Annotated in this window: 19 protein-coding genes, 1 pseudogene and 1 riboswitch; of the genes and pseudogenes, 16 read left to right on the top strand and 4 right to left on the bottom strand. The window is 63.1% G+C overall.

The window, feature by feature from the left end; genetic code table 11:
- Positions 1-66: 66 nt before the first annotated feature.
- From AB5Y89_RS04880 to AB5Y89_RS04830, 11 genes and pseudogenes are all read left to right on the top strand, one after another.
- Positions 67-969: an ROK family protein gene (locus AB5Y89_RS04880; protein WP_368222996.1), complete on the top strand. Its 903-nt coding sequence runs from the start codon at positions 67-69 to the stop codon at positions 967-969.
- A gap of 41 nt (positions 970-1,010) precedes the next feature.
- On the top strand, positions 1,011-1,736 hold the full coding sequence (locus tag AB5Y89_RS04875) for a copper homeostasis protein CutC (RefSeq protein ID WP_368222994.1): 726 nt from the start codon (positions 1,011-1,013) through the stop codon (positions 1,734-1,736).
- A 38-nt stretch (positions 1,737-1,774) separates the two neighbouring features.
- A pseudogene (locus AB5Y89_RS04870) lies at positions 1,775-1,864 on the top strand (copper homeostasis protein CutC); the annotation flags it as partial.
- A 198-nt stretch (positions 1,865-2,062) separates the two neighbouring features.
- The gene (locus AB5Y89_RS04865; protein ID WP_010673478.1) at positions 2,063-2,674 is read left to right on the top strand and encodes an FKBP-type peptidyl-prolyl cis-trans isomerase; all 612 of its coding nucleotides are present in this window, start codon (positions 2,063-2,065) and stop codon (positions 2,672-2,674) included.
- Between the two features lie 137 nt (positions 2,675-2,811).
- A complete protein-coding gene (locus tag AB5Y89_RS04860) occupies positions 2,812-3,693 on the top strand; it encodes an ABC transporter ATP-binding protein (RefSeq protein WP_042015023.1) in 882 nt (293 codons plus the stop codon).
- Positions 3,694-3,772: 79 nt separating this feature from the next.
- Entirely contained in the window at positions 3,773-4,786 is a 1,014-nt protein-coding gene (locus tag AB5Y89_RS04855) for an ABC transporter permease (RefSeq protein ID WP_368222992.1), read from the top strand.
- Positions 4,771-5,082, top strand: a complete 312-nt coding sequence (locus tag AB5Y89_RS04850) for a DUF2845 domain-containing protein (RefSeq protein ID WP_029313965.1) — start codon at positions 4,771-4,773, stop codon at positions 5,080-5,082. Before AB5Y89_RS04855 ends, AB5Y89_RS04850 begins: the two co-directional genes overlap by 16 nt.
- Before the next feature lie 460 nt (positions 5,083-5,542).
- The gene (locus AB5Y89_RS04845) at positions 5,543-6,562 is read left to right on the top strand and encodes an amino acid ABC transporter substrate-binding protein (protein ID WP_010673482.1); all 1,020 of its coding nucleotides are present in this window, start codon (positions 5,543-5,545) and stop codon (positions 6,560-6,562) included.
- 62 nt (positions 6,563-6,624) lie between these two features.
- On the top strand, positions 6,625-7,812 hold the full coding sequence (locus AB5Y89_RS04840; RefSeq protein ID WP_368222990.1) for an amino acid ABC transporter permease: 1,188 nt from the start codon (positions 6,625-6,627) through the stop codon (positions 7,810-7,812).
- 9 nt (positions 7,813-7,821) lie between these two features.
- Positions 7,822-8,916 carry an amino acid ABC transporter permease gene (locus tag AB5Y89_RS04835; RefSeq protein ID WP_368222989.1) on the top strand — a complete coding sequence of 365 codons (1,095 nt, stop codon included), beginning with the start codon at positions 7,822-7,824 and terminating at the stop codon, positions 8,914-8,916.
- A 13-nt stretch (positions 8,917-8,929) separates the two neighbouring features.
- A complete protein-coding gene (locus AB5Y89_RS04830) occupies positions 8,930-9,673 on the top strand; it encodes an amino acid ABC transporter ATP-binding protein (RefSeq protein ID WP_010673485.1) in 744 nt (247 codons plus the stop codon).
- 95 nt (positions 9,674-9,768) lie between these two features.
- Here AB5Y89_RS04830 and AB5Y89_RS04825 read toward each other — a convergent pair whose 3' ends face one another.
- Positions 9,769-9,984 carry a DUF1107 family protein gene (locus tag AB5Y89_RS04825; RefSeq protein ID WP_010673486.1) on the bottom strand — a complete coding sequence of 72 codons (216 nt, stop codon included), beginning with the start codon at positions 9,982-9,984 and terminating at the stop codon, positions 9,769-9,771.
- 177 nt (positions 9,985-10,161) lie between these two features.
- On the opposite strand from AB5Y89_RS04825, the gene yfcD reads away from it, so the two are divergent.
- The 3 genes from yfcD to AB5Y89_RS04810 all read left to right on the top strand — a co-directional run bounded on the left by yfcD (position 10,162) and on the right by AB5Y89_RS04810 (position 12,368).
- The gene (yfcD, locus tag AB5Y89_RS04820; protein ID WP_368222986.1) at positions 10,162-10,692 is read left to right on the top strand and encodes an NUDIX hydrolase YfcD; all 531 of its coding nucleotides are present in this window, start codon (positions 10,162-10,164) and stop codon (positions 10,690-10,692) included.
- Positions 10,693-10,804: 112 nt separating this feature from the next.
- Positions 10,805-11,275, top strand: a complete 471-nt coding sequence (locus tag AB5Y89_RS04815; RefSeq protein WP_323925943.1) for a peroxiredoxin — start codon at positions 10,805-10,807, stop codon at positions 11,273-11,275.
- Positions 11,276-11,399: 124 nt separating this feature from the next.
- On the top strand, positions 11,400-12,368 hold the full coding sequence (locus AB5Y89_RS04810; protein WP_151028559.1) for a calcium/sodium antiporter: 969 nt from the start codon (positions 11,400-11,402) through the stop codon (positions 12,366-12,368).
- 65 nt (positions 12,369-12,433) lie between these two features.
- Here the strand turns inward: AB5Y89_RS04810 and AB5Y89_RS04805 are convergent, their stop codons facing one another.
- Positions 12,434-13,582: a type III PLP-dependent enzyme gene (locus tag AB5Y89_RS04805; protein ID WP_010673490.1), complete on the bottom strand. Its 1,149-nt coding sequence runs from the start codon at positions 13,580-13,582 to the stop codon at positions 12,434-12,436.
- A gap of 506 nt (positions 13,583-14,088) precedes the next feature.
- A riboswitch (glycine riboswitch) is annotated at positions 14,089-14,199 on the top strand.
- 107 nt (positions 14,200-14,306) lie between these two features.
- On the opposite strand from AB5Y89_RS04805, the gene AB5Y89_RS04800 reads away from it, so the two are divergent.
- Positions 14,307-15,683, top strand: coding sequence for a sodium:alanine symporter family protein (locus tag AB5Y89_RS04800; protein ID WP_043152385.1), 1,377 nt, complete (start codon positions 14,307-14,309; stop codon positions 15,681-15,683).
- A 201-nt stretch (positions 15,684-15,884) separates the two neighbouring features.
- Here AB5Y89_RS04800 and AB5Y89_RS04795 read toward each other — a convergent pair whose 3' ends face one another.
- On the bottom strand, positions 15,885-16,598 hold the full coding sequence (locus AB5Y89_RS04795; protein WP_368222984.1) for a protein ligase: 714 nt from the start codon (positions 16,596-16,598) through the stop codon (positions 15,885-15,887).
- A 100-nt stretch (positions 16,599-16,698) separates the two neighbouring features.
- The gene (locus AB5Y89_RS04790; RefSeq protein WP_128272630.1) at positions 16,699-18,096 is read right to left on the bottom strand and encodes a nucleobase:cation symporter-2 family protein; all 1,398 of its coding nucleotides are present in this window, start codon (positions 18,094-18,096) and stop codon (positions 16,699-16,701) included.
- 243 nt (positions 18,097-18,339) lie between these two features.
- Between AB5Y89_RS04790 and AB5Y89_RS04785 the strand changes: the two genes are divergently transcribed.
- On the top strand, positions 18,340-19,479 hold the full coding sequence (locus AB5Y89_RS04785; protein WP_010673494.1) for a diguanylate cyclase: 1,140 nt from the start codon (positions 18,340-18,342) through the stop codon (positions 19,477-19,479).
- Positions 19,480-19,493: the final 14 nt, after the last annotated feature.

Genomic DNA, 19,493 nt, shown 5'->3' with positions numbered 1-19,493 from the left:
GAATTAATACAATGTGCCCCATCTGGACAGACTGAGGTGGCCGGGTCCACCGCAAGGGAGTGTGGCATGTACTACGGATTTGACATTGGCGGCACCAAGATTGCCTTCGCGGTGTATGACGACGCCCTGACCCTCTGCCATGAAGAGCGGGTGAGCACGCCGGGCAACGACTACCCGGCGCTGCAGCAGCTTGTGCGCGAGCGGGTCGAGGCGGCGGATGCGCGCTTCGGGGTGAAAGGGGCCGTCGGCATCGGGTTTCCGGGGATCCTCAATCGCCTCGACGGGAGCATAGTGGCGGCCAACCTGCCCGCCATCCATGGCCGCCATCTGGGGGCGGATCTGGCCGAACTGCTGGGCCGACCGGTCAAGGTCGACAATGACGCCAACTGTTTCCTCTTGTCGGAAGTGCATCAGGGGGCCGCAGACGGTGCTGGCAGCGCCCTCGGCGTCACCATAGGCACCGGCATCGGCGGCGCCGTCTACCTGGCGGGCAAGCTCATCCAGGGGCGCAACTGGCTGGCGGGGGAGATAGGTCACTACCCGCTGCCCGCCACCATCCTGATGAAATACCCGGATTTGCCCCGTCCCCGCTGTGGCTGCGGGCGCCTGGTCTGTTTCGAAACCTATGCGTCGGGCACGGGCCTGGAGCGGCTATACCACCATGTTCATGGGGAACGGGTGAACGGCCACCAGATCGTCGCCCGTGCCGATGCCCGTGAGGCGGCGGCCCTCTCGACCATCGACTGCTGGCTCGAGATCATCGCCGCTGGCCTCGCCACCGCCATCTCGGTGATTGATCCCGATGTGGTGGTGCTGGGGGGCGGCCTGAGCGCCCTGCCAGCCCTCTATGAGGAGCTGCCCAAACGTCTGCCCGGCCACCTGCTGCCCGGTGTCGCCCTGCCGGCGATCCGCGAGGCCCGATTCGGTGGTGCCGGCGGTGTGCGCGGTGCAGCCCTGCTCAATCTGTGAGATCGGACAGAGGGTCTGATCTCCCCGAACAAGGAGTCATCATGACCCGTCTTGAAATCTGTATCGACAACCTCGAATCCCTGTTCACCGCCCAGGCGGCCGGCGCCGATCGCATCGAGCTCTGCTCTGCGCTGGGGCTGGGTGGCCTAAGTCCCTCCTATGGTTTCATGCAGCAGGTGGCGCGCCACGCCACCATCCCCGTCTACACCATGATCCGGCCCCGTGCCGGGGATTTCTGTTTTGGCGAGGGGGAGTTCGACATCATGCTGCAGGATATCGCCGCCGCACGTGCTGCCGGCCTGCAAGGGGTGGTGGTCGGTCTGCTGGATGAAGATGGACGGGTACCCGAAGGCAAGCTCCGGCAACTGGTCGAGGCGGCGGGGCCGCTCGGCGTCACCTTCCACCGGGCCATCGATCTCTCCTCCGACTGGCGGCTGGATCTCGAGACGATCGTCGCAGCGGGTTGCGAGCGCATTCTGAGCTCCGGCCATGCGCCGACCGCGCTGGCGGGGCTCGAAACCCTGCAGGCCATGCACCAGGCGCTGGCGGGACGGGCCAGCCTGATGCCGGGGGCAGGGGTCAACGCCGACAACGTGCGCACCATCATCGAATTCACCGGCGTCAATGAAGTACACATGTCCGGCATGGGCTGGCGTGGCGGCATGGTGCCCCATGGTGTGAACATGGGCACCTCGGACGATGGCCGGGTCAACATCACCGACGGCGCCAAGGTCGCAGCGGTGCGGGCGTTGCTGGACAGGGCCTGATACAGGCCGTGCGGCGCCATGGTGCCTCTCTCTGTGACGTCAACATGGGTACCTCGGACGATGGCCGGGTCAATATCACCGACGGCGCCAAGGTCGCGGCGGTGCGGGCACTGCTGGACAGGGCCTGATACGGCTTGAATGTGAGCAGGGGTGATGGTGCTGTTTTTTCCTCCCTTCTCCCCTTGCGGGAGAGGGGGCGGGGATGAGGGGGCCGATGTGAAGCGTCTCCCACCGGCGGGCAATTGAGGGGCATCTTGGCAGCATGGTGCGAAAAAGTCTGTTATCATCCCGACTCTTTTACCATCAGGACCCGGAGCAACCTCTCAATGTCCCAATACGACTCTATCGAACAGAAGGCCAGCTACGGCATCGGCCGCAACATGGGCGACCAACTGGCTCAGCAAGCCTTCGCCGGTCTGGATATCCCGGCCCTGCAACAAGGTCTGGCAGATGCCCTGAACGGCCTGGAGTTCGCGGTCAGCCGTGACGATATCAACGATGCCTTCCAGGTGATCACCGCCCGCATGCAGGAAGAGCAGGAAGCTGCCGCCAAGGCCGCTGCCGCCGAAGGCGAAGCCTTCCTGGCCGACAACGCCAAGCGCGCCGAAGTGAAGACCACCGACTCCGGTCTGCAATATGAAGTCATGGTCGAAGGCAATGGCGCCGTGCCGGTTGCCGGTCAGTCCGTGCGCGTGCACTACCACGGTACCTTCACCCACGGTGGCGTGTTCGACAGCTCCGTTGCTCGCGGCCAACCGGCCGAGTTCCCGGTGACCGGCGTGATCGCCGGTTGGGTGGAAGCGCTGCAGATGATGCCGGTTGGCTCCAAGTGGAAGCTCTACATTCCGCAGGATCTGGCCTACGGTGCCCGTGGCGCAGGCTCCATCCCGCCGTACTCCGCTCTGGTATTCGAAGTGGAGCTGCTGGACATCCTGTGATCCGGCTGGCGTGATGCAAACGGCGACCCTGGGGTCGCCGTTTGTTTTTGGACCGCCCAAACGGGCCATGTGCCTTCGGCGGGGATTTGGATATAGTCAGAGCGTCGTCCATTCCAGCCATGTGAGGGAGACACGCCATGGCAGCCATCATCGAGGTCGTCGATCTCGTCAAGCACTTCCCCGGCGTCAAGGCGGTGGACGGGCTCAGCTTTGCCATTCCCGCCGGCAGCTGTTTCGGCCTGCTCGGCCCGAACGGGGCGGGCAAGACCACGACCATAGAGCTGCTGGAGGGGATCCTCACCCCGGACAGCGGCCAGATCCTGTTTCACGGCGCCCCGCGCGGCCCGGATTATCGCTCCCGCATCGGCATCCAGTTCCAGCACACGGCGCTGCAGGATTTCCTGACGGTGCGCGATACCCTGCGCCTGTTCGCCAGCCTCTACCCCAATCCCTTGCCACGGGAGCTGCTCATCGATCTGTGCGCCTTGGGCGAGTTCATCGACAGGGACAGTCGCAAGCTCTCGGGGGGCCAGCGTCAGCGCCTGCTGCTGGCCCTGGCCCTGCTCGGGGATCCCGAACTGCTGTTTCTGGATGAGCCCACCACAGGACTGGATCCCCAGGCGCGCCACCACTTCTGGCAGCGAATAGAGGCGATCAAGGCCCAGGGCAAGACGGTGGTGCTCACCACCCACTACATGGACGAAGCGCAGCAACTGTGCGATTTGATTGCCATCGTCGATCACGGCCACCTGCTCAGTCTGGATACGCCGGCTGCCTTGCTGGCGCAACACTTCGACGGCGTGCTGGTGCGTCTTGGGGGGCACCCGGCCCTGGCTGGGCTCGGCTATCCCCTGCGTCCGGTCGGCGATCAGGTGGAGCTCTGTTGCCCCGACGTGGCGACCCTGTTGCCAGCCTTGCTGGATCTTGGTGTGCCGCTCACCGGCATGCAGGTGCGCTCCCCCAATCTGGAAGATCTCTTCCTGAACCTGACCGGTCACAGCCTGCGGAGCGGCGCATGAGAGGGATGACCGAGTTCTGTCTGACCGTGGCCCCCGTGCTGCGGTACGCCTTGCCGACATGCAATCCCGGGAGTGGACGATGAAGGGATCCCTCAAGCGCATCGGGGCGCTCTTCTATGCCCGCACCCTCGAGTTCGTACGCGATCGCGCGGCCCTGGTGTGGAACCTGCTTTTCCCGCTCCTGCTGGTCATCGGTTTCTCCCTCATCTTCTCCGGCCCGCCCAAACCGCTGGTACAGATCGGGGTGGTGGGGGAACTGCCCGCAACCTATGCCCCGCTGCGCGCCGTGCCGCTGCTCAAGATCATCCCCTATGACGAGGTGTCGAGAGGTCAGCTCAAGGTCCGTCACCATCAGCTGGACCTGCTGCTCTCACCCGCCGGGGGGCGTTACTGGATAAACCCGGACGCTCCTCAGGGGGCCATGGCCGAGTATCTGCTGCGCCAGGCGGTCCAGGTGCCCTTGCAAAGAGAGACCCTGAGCGGGCGCGCCATCCGCTACGGCGACTGGCTGCTGCCCGGGGTGATCGGCATGAACCTGATGTTCTCCGGCCTGTTCGGGGTCGGGTTTGTCATCGTGCGTTATCGCAAGAACGGGGTGCTGAAACGGCTGCGAGCCACGCCGCTCGGCGCGCTGGAGTTTCTCTTCGCCCAGTTGCTGTCACGGGTGCTGATCACCCTGGTGGTGAGCCTGCTGGTCTTCTGCGCGGCCTACTGGCTGCTGGATGTGCCCCTCATCGGGTCGGGGTGGCTGCTGCTGGTGATCGCCCTGGCGGGAGGAACGGCCATGGCCTCCCTTGGCCTGCTCATCGCCGCTCGCCTGCAGAACGAGGAGCTGGCGAGCGGTTTGCTCAATCTCATCAGCTTGCCCATGATGTTTTTATCCGGTGTCTGGTTCTCGCTGGAAGGCGCGCCCGCCTGGCTGCATCAGCTTGCGGCCAGGCTTCCCCTCAGCCAGATCATCGAAGCAGCCCGCGCCGTGATGCTGGAAGGGGCGGGATGGCAGGAGGTGGCAGGCCCTCTGGGTCAGGTCATGGTGTTCGCCCTGGTGTGCATCTCGCTGGGCGCCATGCTGTTCAAATGGAGTGCAAAATGAAACCTGTTCTGTGGTTGTTGCTGGTGGCGGCCTTGCCTGTGCAGGCAGGTACCCTGCGTTGCAAGAACGCCTTGCTGACCGAGGGAGACACCACGGCAGAGCTGCTGGTTCGCTGCGGCCAGCCGATGCTCAAGGAAGATCTCACCCGCTTCGAGGAGAACGGCTTCGGGGCGAGAGTGACGGTCAAGTATGCCGAGCGCTGGACCTACAACTTCGGCAAGCGGGAATTCATGCAGTTTGTCACCGTCGAAAACGGCGTCATCACCGACATTGCGGATGGTCCACGGGGAGGATGACCTCCTGGTTTTCTGAAGCCCAGCCTGCGGGAGATGAGGTCGCCATTTTCCCGCCTTTTACCTCTTTTTCTGTTGCTTTTCCCTGCCTGTTATCGCCATTTTTCCATATGGAGTCATGCTGCCTCACTCTGGTGCTTTTGGCATAAAACTGAATCTGATGAGTCAGTTGTCAGCAGAAATGGCTGCCCCAATGCGGTGCGGCCGATTTATTTTCGAAAAATAATCCTCATGCCATGAAGGGTTTTAAGCAGCAGGCTATTTGGCAAATAAGGGTCTACTTTTGATTCTGAGAGTGCATATTCCCCCGTTTAGATATTTTGTTCTGTTGCACCATGGTTGGGCCGGATTGCACCGATTGACAGGTTTTTCTGCGGCTGGATAAGCTGCCAAAAAGCAGGGAAACGATGGCATCTCGCTAGATTTTGATGCCTGTTCGAATCAAACCACAGGGAAGAGTGACATGAAGCAGATACACAAGGCAGGTATGGTGATGGCGCTGTCGCTGATGGCAGCCAATGCGTGGGCGGACGGTACGCTGGATGCCGTCAAGAAGAAGGGATTCGTGCAGTGCGGGGTCGGTGACGGCCTGCCCGGGTTCTCCAACCCGGATGCCAAGGGAACCTGGACCGGGCTCGACGTGGACGTGTGCCGCGCCGTGGCCGCCGCGGTACTGGGGGACGCCAGCAAGGTCAAGTATGTCTCCCTCACCGCCAAGGAGCGCTTTACTGCCCTGCAGTCCGGGGAAGTGGATCTGCTCTCGCGCAACACCACCTGGACCCTGACCCGGGATGGGTCGCTGGGCCTCACGTTCGCCGGGGTGAACTACTACGACGGGCAGGGGTTCCTGGTCAAGCAGTCCCTCGGGGTAAAAAGCGCCAAGGAGCTTGACGGTGCCGCCGTCTGTATCCAGTCCGGTACCACTACCGAGCTCAACCTGGCCGACTATTTCCGCGCCAATGGCGGCATGAAGTACACCCCAGTGGTGTTCGATACCTCGGATCAGACCGTCAAGGGCTTCGAAGCTGGCCGCTGTGACGTGCTGACCTCGGATCAGTCCCAGCTCTATGCCCTCAAGATCAAGCTCACCAAGCCAGAGGAAGCCGTGGTGCTGCCGGAGGTCATCTCCAAGGAGCCGCTGGGCCCAGCTGTGCGTCAGGGTGACGATCAGTGGTTCAAGGTGGTGCGCTGGAGTCTCAACGCCATGCTCAATGCCGAGGAGGCCGGAGTCACCTCTGCCAACGTGGACGAGATGCTCAAGTCCACCAACCCTGACATCCGTCGTCTGCTGGGGCTGGAAGAGCCCAAAGGGACTGTGCTGGGGCTGGATGACAAATGGGCCTACAACATCGTCAAACAGGTCGGCAACTACGGTGAATCCTTCGATCGCAACGTCGGTGCCGGCTCCCCCCTCAAGATTGATCGCGGCATCAATGCCCTCTGGAACAAGGGCGGTCTGATGTACGCGCCACCCATCCGCTGAGTCGACAGTCACCGGGGGGCCTGGCCCCCCATGTTATCCCTGGCTTTGTCGGAGTCATCCTCATGGCGTTACACGCATCAAACCATAGGAAAGAACAGGGCCGCTGGTGGTATGACGCCAAGGTGCGGGCGCTGTTCTTCCAGTGCCTGGCCATCGCGGCGGTTATCGGGTTTCTGTTCTACATCGTCAACAATGCCCTGACCAATCTGGCCACCCGTGGTATCACCACAGGCTTTGATTTTCTGGGCAACACGGCCGGTTTCGGCATCTTGCAGAGCCTCATCCCCTACGACGAGACCTATACCTTTGGTCGCACCTTCGTGGTGGGCCTGCTCAACACCCTGCTGGTCTCCGTGCTCGGCATCCTGTTTGCCACCCTGCTCGGGTTCGCACTCGGGATCGCGCGCCTGTCGCGCAACTGGCTGGTGGCCAAGATAGCGGCCGTCTACATAGAGACGTTTCGCAACATCCCGCTGCTGCTGCAGATCTTCTTCTGGTACTTCTCGGTGCTGCGTACCCTGCCTTCCCCGCGTCAGAGCGTGGATATAGGCGGGCTCGCCTTCCTCAACGTGCGGGGCTTCTATCTGCCCAAGCCCCTGTTCGAAGAGGGATTCGGGTACGTGCTCTGGGCACTGGTGCTGGCGGTGCTGCTGAGCTGGGTGCTGGGCCGCTGGGCTCGCCGCCGTCAGGCCCTGACCGGCAGGATCTTCCCGTTCTGGCGCTGTGTGGCCGCCCTGGTCATGCTGCTCCCGGGGATCACCTTCCTGCTGGCGGGCAGCCCGCTCAGCTGGAGCGTGCCTGCGCTGCAGGGGTTCAACTTCCGGGGCGGGCTGACGGTGCTGCCGGAGCTCGCGGCCCTCTTGCTGGCGCTCACCATCTATACGGCGGCCTTCATCGCCGAGATAGTGCGATCCGGCATCCTGGCCATCAGCAAGGGGCAGACGGAGGCGGCTTCCGCCCTCGGGCTCTCGCCCACCAAGACGCTGCGGCTGGTGATCATTCCCCAGGCCATGCGGGTCATCATTCCTCCCTTGACCAGCCAGTATCTGAACCTCACCAAGAACTCCTCCCTGGCGACCGCCATCGGCTATCCGGACCTGGTCTCGGTGTTCATGGGGACGACTCTCAACCAGACAGGGCAGGCCATCGAGGTCATCGCCATGACCATGGGGGTCTATCTCGTCATCAGTATCACCACCTCGGTGCTGATGAACATCTACAACCGCAGAATGACGCTGGTTGAGCGCTAGGGAGCTGTCATGTTCGTGAATGAATTGCAGGAGGCGCTGCCGCCTCCCAACCACCGTCGGGGGCCGCTCGCCTGGATCAAGCAGAACCTTTTCCCCAACTGGTGGAACGGCCTGCTGACCCTGGTGCTGGCCTATCTGTTGCTGCCACTCATCTGGTCTGCACTGGACTGGGCGCTGTTCTCGGCCACCTGGCAGGGGAGCAGCCGCGAGGCCTGCGTCCAGGGCGGTGCCTGCTGGATCTTCATCGAGAGCCGGCTGGGGCAGTATCTCTATGGCTTCTACCCGGCTGATCAGTACTGGCGCATCAACCTGACCTTCGCCGGTCTGGCGGCGCTGCTGGCCCTGCTCATCTGGCCAAAGACCCCGCGCAAGGGGTGGCTGGCGCTCTTCACCCTGCTGGTGTTCCCTGTCATCGCCTTCTTCCTCATCCATGGGGGAGCGGGGCTGGAGGTGGTGGAAACGAACCGCTGGGGCGGGCTGATGCTCACCCTGGTGCTGGCGGTGGTGGGCATAGTGGTCGCACTGCCGTTCGGCATCCTGCTGGCACTGGGGCGTCGCTCCCACATGCCGGTCATCTCCAGCCTCTGTACCGTCTACATCGAGTTCTGGCGGGCGGTGCCGCTCATTACTGTGCTCTTCATGGCGTCCGTCATGCTGCCACTGTTCATGAGTACCGAGGTGGAGCTCGACAAGCTGCTGCGGGCGCTCATCGGCATCATCCTGTTCCAGGCGGCCTATGTGGCCGAGGTGGTGAGAGGGGGGCTGCAGGCGATCCCCAAGGGGCAATATGAGGCGGGGGATGCCCTGGGGCTCTCCTACTGGAAGGTGATGGGCCTCATCATCATGCCCCAGGCCCTCAAGATCACCATTCCTTCCCTGGTGAACACCTTTATTTCCCTGTTCAAGGACACCAGCCTGGTGCTGATCATCGGGCTGTTCGATCTGCTGGCCATCTCCAAGGTGGCCCTGGCGGATCCGGCCTGGCTGGGGTATTCCACCGAAGCTTATGTCTTTATCGCCATGATCTTCTGGATGTTCTGTTTTGGCATGTCCCGCTACTCCATCTATCTGGAGCGCAAACTCAACACGGGCCACAAGCATTAGGAGTCGTTCTGATATGAAAACGGACGCAGTTGTCGAACTGAAAGAGGTCAACAAGTGGTACGGTGAGTTTCACGTGCTGCGCAACATCAACCTGCAGGTGGGCAGAGGGGAGAAGATCGTCATCTGCGGACCATCGGGGTCGGGCAAGTCCACCATGATCCGCTGCATCAACCGGCTGGAAGAGCACCAGAGCGGAGACATCCTGGTCAAGGGCACGGCCCTGACCTCGGATCTCAAGAACATCGAGACGGTGCGCCGGGAGGTGGGCATGGTGTTCCAGCACTTCAACCTCTTCCCCCATCTGACCGTGCTGGAGAACTGTTGCCTGGCGCCCATCTGGGTCAAGCAGTTGCCGCGCAAGGAGGCCGAGGAGATCGCCATGAACTTCCTGCGCCGGGTGCGGATCCCCGAACAGGCGCTCAAGTATCCGGGGCAGCTCTCCGGTGGCCAGCAGCAGCGGGTCGCCATCGCCCGCAGTCTGTGCATGAATCCCCAGGTCATGCTGTTTGACGAGCCGACGTCTGCGCTGGATCCCGAGATGGTGCGGGAGGTGCTGGATGTGATGGTGGAGCTGGCCCACGAGGGGATGACCATGCTCTGCGTCACCCACGAGATGGGGTTTGCCAAGCAGGTGGCGGACAGGGTGATCTTCATGGACCGGGGGCAAATCATCGAAGAGAACGTGCCGGATCAGTTCTTTGACAACCCCCAGTCCGATCGGACCAAGCTCTTCCTCTCCCAGATCCTGCAGCACTGAGGCAGGGCACAACCTTCAGAAAAACAGCCCGCACGCTCGAATGAGCGGCGGGCAAATGTGTACATGGAAGTCGACGACAGACAGAAAGGAGTATGTCAGCCCGGCAACAGGGTGGTGGTGCGCAGATCGCGCACGGCCAGGTTGATCTGCCGGGCCAGGCTCAGCGCCTGATGGCAGCTCAACGGCTTCACATCGATGATCCCCCCTTGAAACTCAAACCGCCCCAGTGCTTCAACCATGAAACTTCCATGATGGAAGCTCTTGATATAGCGAGCAATTCGACGGGGAGACCACTGCTTGAACACCTTCATGGCAAGAGACCCTGTTGTTTGGACAGGGCACACTATGCCGACGGACCGTGACACTGATGTGACACTTGATAAAGATTTGTATGAATCTGTCTTGTGATCGACTGGCGTGCAGCCCCGGCGTTGAAAAAGTAGTGAGAGTCCGGGTCCGGGGCCCGATATACTGCGGCCATTGCAGACATGACAAAGGTGCCGCACGTGGAGTGGGTGGACATAGTAGACGAGCAGGACAGGGTGATCGGGGTGGCCGAGCGCGCCAGGGTGCGTCAGGAAAACCTGCGCCATCGTGCCAGCTACATCCTGGTGCTGGATGAGGTTGAGCGCATCCTGGTGCAGCGGCGCACCCCGAGCAAGGATTTTTGCCCCGGCATGCTGGATGCCTGCGCCGGTGGCGTGGTGACCACGGGGGAGGCCATGGCCCTTTCCGCCCGGCGTGAGCTGGCCGAGGAGCTGGGGATCCGCGACGTGCCCCTGCAGGATTACGGCACCTTCTATGCCGAAGGGGAGGCGAGCGGCAGCCGCTACCGGGTCTGGGGCGGCCTGTTCAGTTGTCACTATCAGGGGCCGCTGCAACTGCAGGCCGAAGAGGTGAGCGAGGTGCACTGGATGAGCCTGGGCGAGATAGCCGATCGGGCGGACGAGTTCACGCCTGACTCCCTGCTCGCCATCGCCACCTGGCAGGCAAGGCGCCTGCCATCAGGCCAGAAATAGGGGCGACAGGCGTTCGCTCCCCGATCGCTTTGTTGCTGCTCGATGGACCCCTTCGCCTTCTGGTGGAATGGGGTAGACTGGGCCTCTTTGAACCACAGAAGGATGCGTCATCATGATCACGGTCGGTCAATCCCTGCCCGTAGGGGAATTTACCTTTATCACCGCCGAGGGCAAGCAGGTGAAGGATACCCGGGCCCTGTTTGCCGACAAGCGGGTGGTACTCTTTGCGGTGCCCGGCGCCTTCACCCCCACCTGCTCCAACGCCCACCTGCCGGGCTACGTGGTGCTGGCCGATCAGTTCAGGGCCAAGGGGGTGGAACTGTGCTGTCTGTCGGTCAACGACGCCTTCGTGATGAAGGCGTGGCAGGAGGCACAGAACGCCGCTGACATCACCATGCTGGCGGACGGCGACGGCAGCTGGACCCGGGCACTGGGTCTTGCCAAGGAGACCGGGGCCTTCGGCGGCGTGCGGGCCCAGCGTTTTGCCCTCATCGCCAACGATGGTGTGGTGGAGCGGCTCTTCGTGGAGGCGCCGGGCAAGTTCGAGGTGTCGGATGCCCAGAGCCTGCTGGCGGCGCTGTGAAAGATTAATCGGTGTTTGATTACACCTTGAAATAGCAAGCGGCCCCGTTACACTGAGGCCGCGTTTGGATGGAGCCAGGCAACTTGCCTGGCTCTCGTGTTTGCCGTGGATGAGATAGAACAATATGACCCTGGCTTTTGTTGCCCTGATTGCCGGACTGGCGTTGCTGGTCTGGAGTGCCGACAAGTTCGTGGACGGCGCCGCCGCCACCGCCCGTTACGCCGGTATGCCGCCGCTGCTGATCGGCATGGTGATCATCGGTTTTGGTACCTCGGCCCCCGAGATGGTGGTCTCCGCGCTGGCGGCCTCCCAGGGCAATCCCGGGCTCGCGCTCGGCAATGCCTATGGCTCCAACATCACCAATATTGCCCTGATCCTGGGTCTGACCGCCCTGATCAGCCCCATTGCCGTCGCCTCCCAGGTGGTGCGCAAGGAGATCCCCATCCTGCTCGGCATCACCCTGCTCTCCGGCGCCCTGCTCATCGATGGCAATCTGGGCCGGATGGATGCCGCCATTCTGGGGGCCGTGTTCGCAGTGCTGATGGGCTGGTCCATCTGGGCCGGCATGAACGGCAAGGGGGATGCGCTGGATACGGATACCGAGGAGGACATCGTCTCCGAGGGCATGTCTCTCAAGAGCGCCATCCTCTGGCTCATCGTCGGCCTGGTGCTGCTGATCGGGGCTTCCCGTCTGCTGGTGTGGGGGGCGGTGACCATCGCCCAGGGCTTTGGCATCAGCGATCTGGTGATTGGCCTGACCATAGTCGCGGTGGGGACCTCCCTGCCGGAGCTGGCATCGTCCCTCATCGCCATCCGCAAGAACGAGCACGATCTGGCCCTTGGCAACGTGCTGGGTTCCAACCTGTTCAACACCCTGGCCGTGGTGGGCATCGCCGCCGGCATCCACCCGCTCGAGGTGGCGCCCGAAGTGCTTTCCCGCGACTGGAGCATCATGATGGGGCTGACCCTGTTGCTGCTGATGATGTGTCTGGGCCGCAAGGGGCAGGGGCGCATCAACCGGCTGGAGGGGGGCGTGCTGCTCGCCTGCTTCGTCGCCTACACCGGCTGGCTGCTGACGAGCCAGTTCATCTAGTCTGATGATGAAATGAAAGAGGGGACGCCGCGGCGTCCCCTCTTTTTTGTGCGCGGGTCCTAGTCTCAGGCCACGGCAACCAGCTTCTGCTTCTGGGCGCTGTCCAGGATCAGGATGCTCGCCTTGGGGAAGAAGTTGAAGGTGGACGCGGAGGCCCAGGTGTAGGCCCCCATCACCCGACCCACCACCAGCTCGCCGATCTCGAGATCCGGCAGCATGATGCTGTCGCGGATGACGTCCACGCTGTCGCAGGTGGGGCCGGAGAGCACCGCATTGTGCAGTTCGCCGTGGGCATAGGGCGTGCTCACCGGGTAGGTGACGTGGTCGTAGAGCTGGCCGTTGTAGCTGCCGTAGAGGCCGTCATCCAGGTAGTACCAGATCTTGTCGCCGCGGTGGGCCTTGCCCATCACGCTGGAGACCGAGGTCATGGCCGGCGCGCTGATGAAGCGGCCCGGCTCGGCAATCTTCTGTACCGTGGCGGGCAGCTTGGCCAGGGCCTCGCGGATCGGGGCGCAGAAACCGTCGATGTCGAACTCGCCGCCGTCATAGTCCACCGGGAAGCCGCCGCCGATGTCCAGCACCCAGGGCTTGAGCCCGAGCTCCCAGGCCTGCTCCATGATCTCGCGGCAGGCATCGATGGCCTGCACGTGGCGACGGGCGTGGGGCACCTGGGAGCCGACGTGGAACGACAGCCCCATCACCTTGATCCCCTTGGCCTGGGCCAGTTGCAGCAACGGCAGTGCCTGCTCCGGGGTGCAGCCGAACTTCTTGGAAAGATCGACCTTGGTCTCGGGGTTCGGGAAGCTGACCCGCAGCAGCAGTTTCACTTCATCCTTGTAGGGCAGGAACTTTTCCAGCTCCAGCGGGTTGTCATAGACAAACACGGTGCAGCCGAATTCCAGGGCATAACGGATGTCGCTGTCACGCTTGATGGGATGGGTATGGATGCAGCGTCCCGGGCGAACCCCTTGGCTGCGCACCAGATCCACTTCGCCATTGGTGGCCAGATCGAAACAGGCCCCCTCTTCCTTCAAGACAGAGACCACCGCCTCGTGGGGCAGGGGCTTGAGTGCATAATGCAAGCGCACATCGGGCAGGGCGGCCGCCAGGGCCCGATACTGTTTGCGGACGGCTGCCTTGTCGAGCAGCAGCAGGGGGGAGCCGAATTGTTCAACCAACTGACGGTAATCTTGTGCGACCAGGGTCTCGTTCATTCTCTTTTGATAGTCCTTAGGGGGCGTGATATGCCCAAGCCATATGCGATTGAACCGGCGACGGCCGGCTCAGGCGAGCGGTCCGGAGGGACCCACCAGGCACATTGCATAACTCCCTTGCAAAGTGCTTAGTTATGCGCGGGATTATCGGCTTATTGAGTTTGTGTGCAAGCATTTTGATTGGATATGTCGTCAAGTTTTTCTGGTCGAGACGAAACAGGCTCTTGATACGGGGAGCGATCAGGGCCGTGATGGGGAGCACCTCCGAAGGGAGCTTGATAAGCTGTTGATAGTTAACGAACTAATAACATCAGACCCGGGGGTTGCGGCCAGGTAAAAAGGGGGCGCCGGGGCCAGGGAGTGCGAGACAGCTCACATTTTTTGGATTACCATGCCCGCTTCCTGATCCAAACTAGTTCGGATGAAGGTAGCAGGAGAGCGATGGGCAACCATCCACCGAAGAAGTGAATCTTTCAGGTACCGGGCAACCGGTGTGGACTGCTACTGGACGATACTCTGGAGAGACCCGTTGAATCGGGCGCCGAAGGAGCAAGGTACCGTGATTGCATCGCAATCTGGCGCCGGAAACTCTCAGGCAAAAGGACAGAGGGGATGGGATGGTTGTACCTGGGCTTGGCCCGCATCCGATCGCCTCTGGCCGATCGCGACACCTATGGGAAGATCATCCTTCTCCTCCTTAATCGTTGTTTTTTAAGGAGGATGCATGTCATCAATTCAATCGGCGCTCGCCGCCATCGATAGCTTTATCTGGGGTCCCCCCCTGCTGATCCTGCTGGTCGGGACCGGTATCTATCTCACCCTGCGTCTGGGTCTGCTTCAGATCGTGCGTTTGCCGCTGGCCCTCAAGCTGGTCTTTGGCCGCGATCAGGGGCAGGGCAAGCAAGGGGATGTCTCCAGCTTTGGTGCCCTGTGCACCGCCCTCTCCGCCACCATCGGCACCGGCAACATCGTCGGGGTTGCCACCGCCATCAAGCTCGGCGGCCCCGGCGCCCTGTTCTGGATGTGGATGGCCGCCCTGTTCGGCATGGCCACCAAGTATGCCGAGTGCCTGCTGGCGGTCAAATATCGCCAGCAGGACGCCAACGGCCAGATGGCGGGTGGCCCCATGTACTATCTGGAGAAGGGGCTCGGCTCCAGGCCGCTCGCCAAGCTGTTTGCCCTGTTCGGCATCGGCGTCGCCTTCTTCGGCATCGGTACCTTCCCCCAGGTCAACGCCATCAGTGATGCCATGAGCCTCTCCTTCTCGGTACCCCGTGAAGTGACCGCCGTGGTGCTGACCCTGATCGTGGCGCTGGTGACCCTGGGGGGTATCCAGTCCATCTCCAGCGTGTCGAGCAAGGTGGTGCCCTTCATGGCCATCTTCTACATCGTCGCCTGTGCCGGGGTGCTGGTGAACAATGCAGGCGCCCTGCCCGATGCGGTCATGCTGGTGATCGGGAGCGCCTTCACCGGCCATGCGGCCACCGGCGGTTTCGTCGGCGCCGGCATTATGCTGGCGATCCAGTCCGGGGTGGCGCGCGGGGTCTTCTCCAACGAGTCGGGCCTGGGTTCGGCCCCCATCGCGGCGGCGGCGGCCAAGACCGATTCCTGCGTGGAGCAGGGGCTGGTCTCCATGACCGGCACCTTCATCGACACCCTCATCATCTGCACCATGACCGGCCTGACGCTGGTGGTGACCGGGGTGTGGAGCGGCGATGCAAGCGGTGCGGCCATGACCAGTCTGGCCTTTGCCCAGGGGCTGGATGCCCATGTGGGCCAGTATCTGGTGAGCATCGGCCTTTTGTTCTTCGCCTTTACCACCATCCTTGGCTGGAACTACTACGGCGAGCGCTGCACCGAGTACCTGTTCGGGGTGAAGGCGATCAAACCCTACCGCCTCATCTATCTGGTGCTGGTGGCGAGCGGTGCCTTCCTCCATCTGGACCTGATCTGGCTCTTGGCCGACATCGTCAACGGCCTGATGGCGGTGCCCAACCTCATCGGCCTCATCGGCCTGCGCCACGTGGTGATTGCCGAGACCCGCGCCTACTTTAGCCGGGACCGGGATACGGAGTCCGAGCCCGAGCCGCAGACGGCCTGATGAGAAGCGGGCCTGCGGGAAGTCCTGTCACCGGGCTCCTGTCCATGGTGTCAACCGGGATCCGGGCTGGGATGGCAAAACCCGGGGCTTGATCCCGGCTCCTCTGACAATATCTGTGCGAAATACGCAAAAGCCACGACGCTCATCGTGGCTTTTTTGTATTTTACGCAATGAATGGCGGCGCTTGTTGCCCCCAGGGGGTCAGGGGGAGGGAATATCTCCGGTGAGCCGCTGCGCCAGCGCACTGCTCACCCGGCTCACCAGGGCCGCCTCCTCCCCCTGCCAGCCAATGGCGTGGGCCAGGGTGGTGGAGGTGCCCGGAGCAAAGCGCAGCTCGCCCCCGGCCAGTTCGTAGAAGCGGCTCGCCATCCGGGTGCCCTCGTCCACATCCCCCGCCACCAGCAGCATGGCCTGAGCCAGCACGGCGCCGTCGTGATCCCGGCCCGGCGCCAGCCAGCGCTGGGCGGTGCCGGTCACCTTGCGCCCTCCGATCACCAGGTTGTACTGGCCGTCGCAAAACGAGCCGGGCACGAAGTCGTAGCTGCCCGCAAGACCGTGTTCCTCCAGCAGGGCGAGCAGGGGCGCCCCCAGCAGCCGGTAGTAGTGGGCCAGATCCGTGGTGGTGCGGGGCAGCATGAGGGAGAGGTTGAGGATGCCGGCGCCGTGGGGCACGGCGGTGCCGCCGCTGTCGCGCACGAACACCGGCCAGCCCTCGGCGGCAAGCTGCTCGCAGGCGGCCTGGTAGCGGGGCAAACGGGTATCCTTGCGGGTGACGATGAGGCATTGGGGGCCCTGCCAGAGGAGGGCCCTGGGCTCGCCGTCACCGGCGCACTCCCGCAGCCAGCGCTGCTCCTCGGCCAGGATCTGGTCGGGTGTCTGGTGGGCGGGCGGCGGGGGCAGCAGGGTATAAGGCATGAAAGGCATCCTTTGGCAGAGGCTGCCAAGCACAGTACGCGCGGGGGCAAACAAGGTAAAGCCCCGCATGGCGGGGCTTTGGTGCAAGGATGGCGGAGTGTCAGGCCTGTGCGGCGGCGCGCCTGGGCAGCAGCAGATTGAGCAGGATGGCGGTGAGGCCGCCGGTGGCGACGCCGTAGGAGAGCACGCTCCTGGCCAGCTCCGGCAGGTGTTGCAGCACCTCGGGCACCTGGGCCACTCCGAGGCCCATGGCGAGCGACACCGCCAGGATCATCAGGGCGCGGCGGTCCAGCTCCTCCCGGGAGATGATGCGCACCCCGGCGGCGGCGATGGTGCCGAACATGACGATGGTAGCGCCGCCGAGCACGGGTTCAGGTATTTGTTGCACCAGGCTCGCCACCGCCGGGAACAGGCCGAGCAGGGCCAGCATGGCGGCGATGAAGAGGCCGACATGGCGGCTGGCCACCCCGGTCAGCTGGATGACGCCGTTGTTCTGGGCGAAGGTGGACATGGGGAAGGTGGAGAAGACCGCCGCCAGCATGGAGTTGGCGCCATCGGCCAGCACGCCCCCCTTGATCCGCGCCATGTAGACCGGCCCTTCCAGCGGCTCGCCGGAGATGTCGGAGGTGGCGGTCATGTCGCCGATGGCCTCGAGCGCCGTCACCACGAAGATGATGGCGAGCGGCACGAACAACTGCCAGTCAAAGCCGAGCCCGTAGTGGAGCGGAACAGGCACCATCAGCAGCGGGCCGTCGAAGGTGGGGACTGCCACCTTGCCCAGCAGCAGCGCCACCGCATAGCCCGCCAGCATGGCGATCATGATGGCGGAGAGGCGCAACCAGGGGTTGCGACTGCGCTGCATCAGCACGATGAGGCCGAGCACCAGCAGGGAGAGAAAGAGGTTGGTGTGGCTGGCGAAGCTGCCGTCCGCCAGGGCGCCGTAGCCGCCCCCCATGCTGATGAGCCCTACCTTGATGAGGGTCAGGCCGATGAGCAATACCACGATGCCGGTCACCAGCGGGGTGATGATCCGTTTGACCAGGTGCAGGAAGCGGCTCATGACGACGATGGTGAGGGCCGCTGCCAGCATGGTGCCGAACAGGGTGCCCAGCAGATCGTCGGTGGGCATGGCCGCCTGCTTGAGGGCGAGGCCGGAGGCGATGATGGGACCGAGGAAGTTGAAGCTGGTGCCCTGTACCGAGAGCAGGCCGGAACCGAGGGGGCCGAAACGGCGGGTCTGGATGAAGGAGGCGATGCCGGACATGACCAGGGACATGGAGACGATGTAGCGGGTGTCGTCGGCGGGGAGGCCGAGGGCATTGGCGATGATGAGGGGCGGGGTGATGATGGCGACAAACATGGCGAGCATATGCTGCAGGGCGGCGAACAGGGTCTGGGGCAGGGGGGGGACATCCTCGATGCCGTAGACCAGTTCGCTGTGGGCTCGCCTGGGGGGATGGGCCTCTCGGATGGCGCTTGGGGCGGCAGCCTGTTCCATAAATACCTCGAATGTGTGGGGGGATGGGAGAAAATTGGGCGCTATTTTAGTGATTGGTATCGCGCTTTCCAGCGCTAATTGAGCGCAAACTCGTTTATTTCTCGATGGGTTGAAACGTTTTCCTGTGGCGATTAAGATCCGCCGGTTTGTGTGAGACCGATCCCTCACAAAGGGGAGGGAGGCTGATGCATCAGGATGGGGACGGTGTAGAATGAGCCCTCGGTTCGAAGATGGAGACTCTGGATGCTGAAGCTGTCGGAGTTCTGGAGTGCCCGCGCCCACTCCGAAGATTTTACCCTGACCCGGATGGGCTTCATGACGGTGCGGCTGCGGCTGCTCACCTGTCTGCTGATGGCGGGGCTCCCGAGCTGGGCCCTGGTGGACTGGCTGACCCTGCCAGCCATCCAGTTCGAGGCGCTGTTCCAGGTCAGGATCTTCTGCCTGCTGGCCCTCTCGCCCCTCATCCCCCTCTCCTATCTCATCCACTTCAAGCGCGAGCGCATGAAGCTGGCGCTGGGCTACCTGATGGCGGTGATGATGCTCTTCTCCCTCATCTGCCTGCACAGCTTCGGCGCGGATCAGGAGATGCAGGCGGGCTACATGGCCTTCCCCTATCTGCTCATCAGCCTGTTCGCCATCTTCCCCATTCCCCTCTCCCTCAGCCTGCAACTGGCGGGGGGCATTCTGGCCACCATGCTGGCGGGCAACTGGTTGCTGGTGGGCCAGCCTCTTTGGAGCGTGCAGACCCTCAACCAGGTCTGGCTGCTGGGGCTCTTTGCCATCGCCAGCGCCTGGGTGCAGTGCGGCCAGCTCAACATGCTGCTGCAACTCTATCGGGAATCCACCACGGACGAGCTGACCGGCATGATGAACCGCCGCCTGCTGATGAAGCAGCTCGAGAAGGCGAGGGCCGCCATGATCCGCAAACAGGCTCCCTTCGCGGTGCTGCTGCTGGATCTGGACCGCTTCAAGCGCATCAACGACACCTTCGGCCATCTGGCGGGGGATGCGGTGCTCAAGGAGGTGGCGGCCACCCTGTCGGAACAACTGGAGCCCGGCATGGTGCTCGGGCGTTACGGCGGGGAGGAGTTTGCCATCCTGTTGCCCGGTTGCACGGATCTGGCACAAGCCAAGCGGGTGGCGGAGCGGCTGCGGGTCGCGGTGGAAGCGAGGTTGGTGAAAAGCCCCACCTCCGACGAACTGCTGGAGGTGACGGTGAGCATCGGTCTGACCCTGGCCCAGCGTGGCGAGGGGGTGGAGGATCTGCTCAACCGGGCGGACGAGTGCCTCTACATGGCCAAGATGGCGGGTCGCAACTGCGTGGTGGCCGAGGCAGGGAAACCCGCGGGCGATGCAGGGCGCACAAAAACGGATGCCGCCTGAGGGCGGCATCCGGT

Source organism: Aeromonas sp. s4, from assembly GCF_040907855.1.
GTDB lineage: Bacteria > Pseudomonadota > Gammaproteobacteria > Enterobacterales > Aeromonadaceae > Aeromonas > Aeromonas caviae.
Note: the sequence above shows the minus strand (reverse complement) of the source record. Positions and strands in the feature narration are given on the sequence as shown.

Bases quoted from the DNA above. Each gene is read 5' to 3' on its own strand.
- AB5Y89_RS04875 (WP_368222994.1), top strand. From the start codon at position 1,011: ATGACCCGTCTTGAAATCTGTATCGACAACCTCGAATCCCTGTTCACC.
- AB5Y89_RS04785 (WP_010673494.1), top strand. From the start codon at position 18,340: ATGCTGAAGCTGTCGGAGTTCTGGAGTGCCCGCGCCCACTCCGAAGAT.
- AB5Y89_RS04810 (WP_151028559.1), top strand. From the start codon at position 11,400: ATGACCCTGGCTTTTGTTGCCCTGATTGCCGGACTGGCGTTGCTGGTC.
- AB5Y89_RS04825 (WP_010673486.1), bottom strand. From the start codon at position 9,984: ATGAAGGTGTTCAAGCAGTGGTCTCCCCGTCGAATTGCTCGCTATATC.
- AB5Y89_RS04790 (WP_128272630.1), bottom strand. From the start codon at position 18,096: ATGGAACAGGCTGCCGCCCCAAGCGCCATCCGAGAGGCCCATCCCCCC.
- AB5Y89_RS04845 (WP_010673482.1), top strand. From the start codon at position 5,543: ATGAAGCAGATACACAAGGCAGGTATGGTGATGGCGCTGTCGCTGATG.
- AB5Y89_RS04830 (WP_010673485.1), top strand. From the start codon at position 8,930: ATGAAAACGGACGCAGTTGTCGAACTGAAAGAGGTCAACAAGTGGTAC.
- AB5Y89_RS04795 (WP_368222984.1), bottom strand. From the start codon at position 16,598: ATGCCTTATACCCTGCTGCCCCCGCCGCCCGCCCACCAGACACCCGAC.
- AB5Y89_RS04805 (WP_010673490.1), bottom strand. From the start codon at position 13,582: ATGAACGAGACCCTGGTCGCACAAGATTACCGTCAGTTGGTTGAACAA.
- AB5Y89_RS04855 (WP_368222992.1), top strand. From the start codon at position 3,773: ATGAAGGGATCCCTCAAGCGCATCGGGGCGCTCTTCTATGCCCGCACC.
- AB5Y89_RS04815 (WP_323925943.1), top strand. From the start codon at position 10,805: ATGATCACGGTCGGTCAATCCCTGCCCGTAGGGGAATTTACCTTTATC.
- AB5Y89_RS04850 (WP_029313965.1), top strand. From the start codon at position 4,771: ATGGAGTGCAAAATGAAACCTGTTCTGTGGTTGTTGCTGGTGGCGGCC.
- AB5Y89_RS04840 (WP_368222990.1), top strand. From the start codon at position 6,625: ATGGCGTTACACGCATCAAACCATAGGAAAGAACAGGGCCGCTGGTGG.
- yfcD (WP_368222986.1), top strand. From the start codon at position 10,162: ATGACAAAGGTGCCGCACGTGGAGTGGGTGGACATAGTAGACGAGCAG.
- AB5Y89_RS04835 (WP_368222989.1), top strand. From the start codon at position 7,822: ATGTTCGTGAATGAATTGCAGGAGGCGCTGCCGCCTCCCAACCACCGT.
- AB5Y89_RS04865 (WP_010673478.1), top strand. From the start codon at position 2,063: ATGTCCCAATACGACTCTATCGAACAGAAGGCCAGCTACGGCATCGGC.
- AB5Y89_RS04800 (WP_043152385.1), top strand. From the start codon at position 14,307: ATGTCATCAATTCAATCGGCGCTCGCCGCCATCGATAGCTTTATCTGG.
- AB5Y89_RS04880 (WP_368222996.1), top strand. From the start codon at position 67: ATGTACTACGGATTTGACATTGGCGGCACCAAGATTGCCTTCGCGGTG.
- AB5Y89_RS04860 (WP_042015023.1), top strand. From the start codon at position 2,812: ATGGCAGCCATCATCGAGGTCGTCGATCTCGTCAAGCACTTCCCCGGC.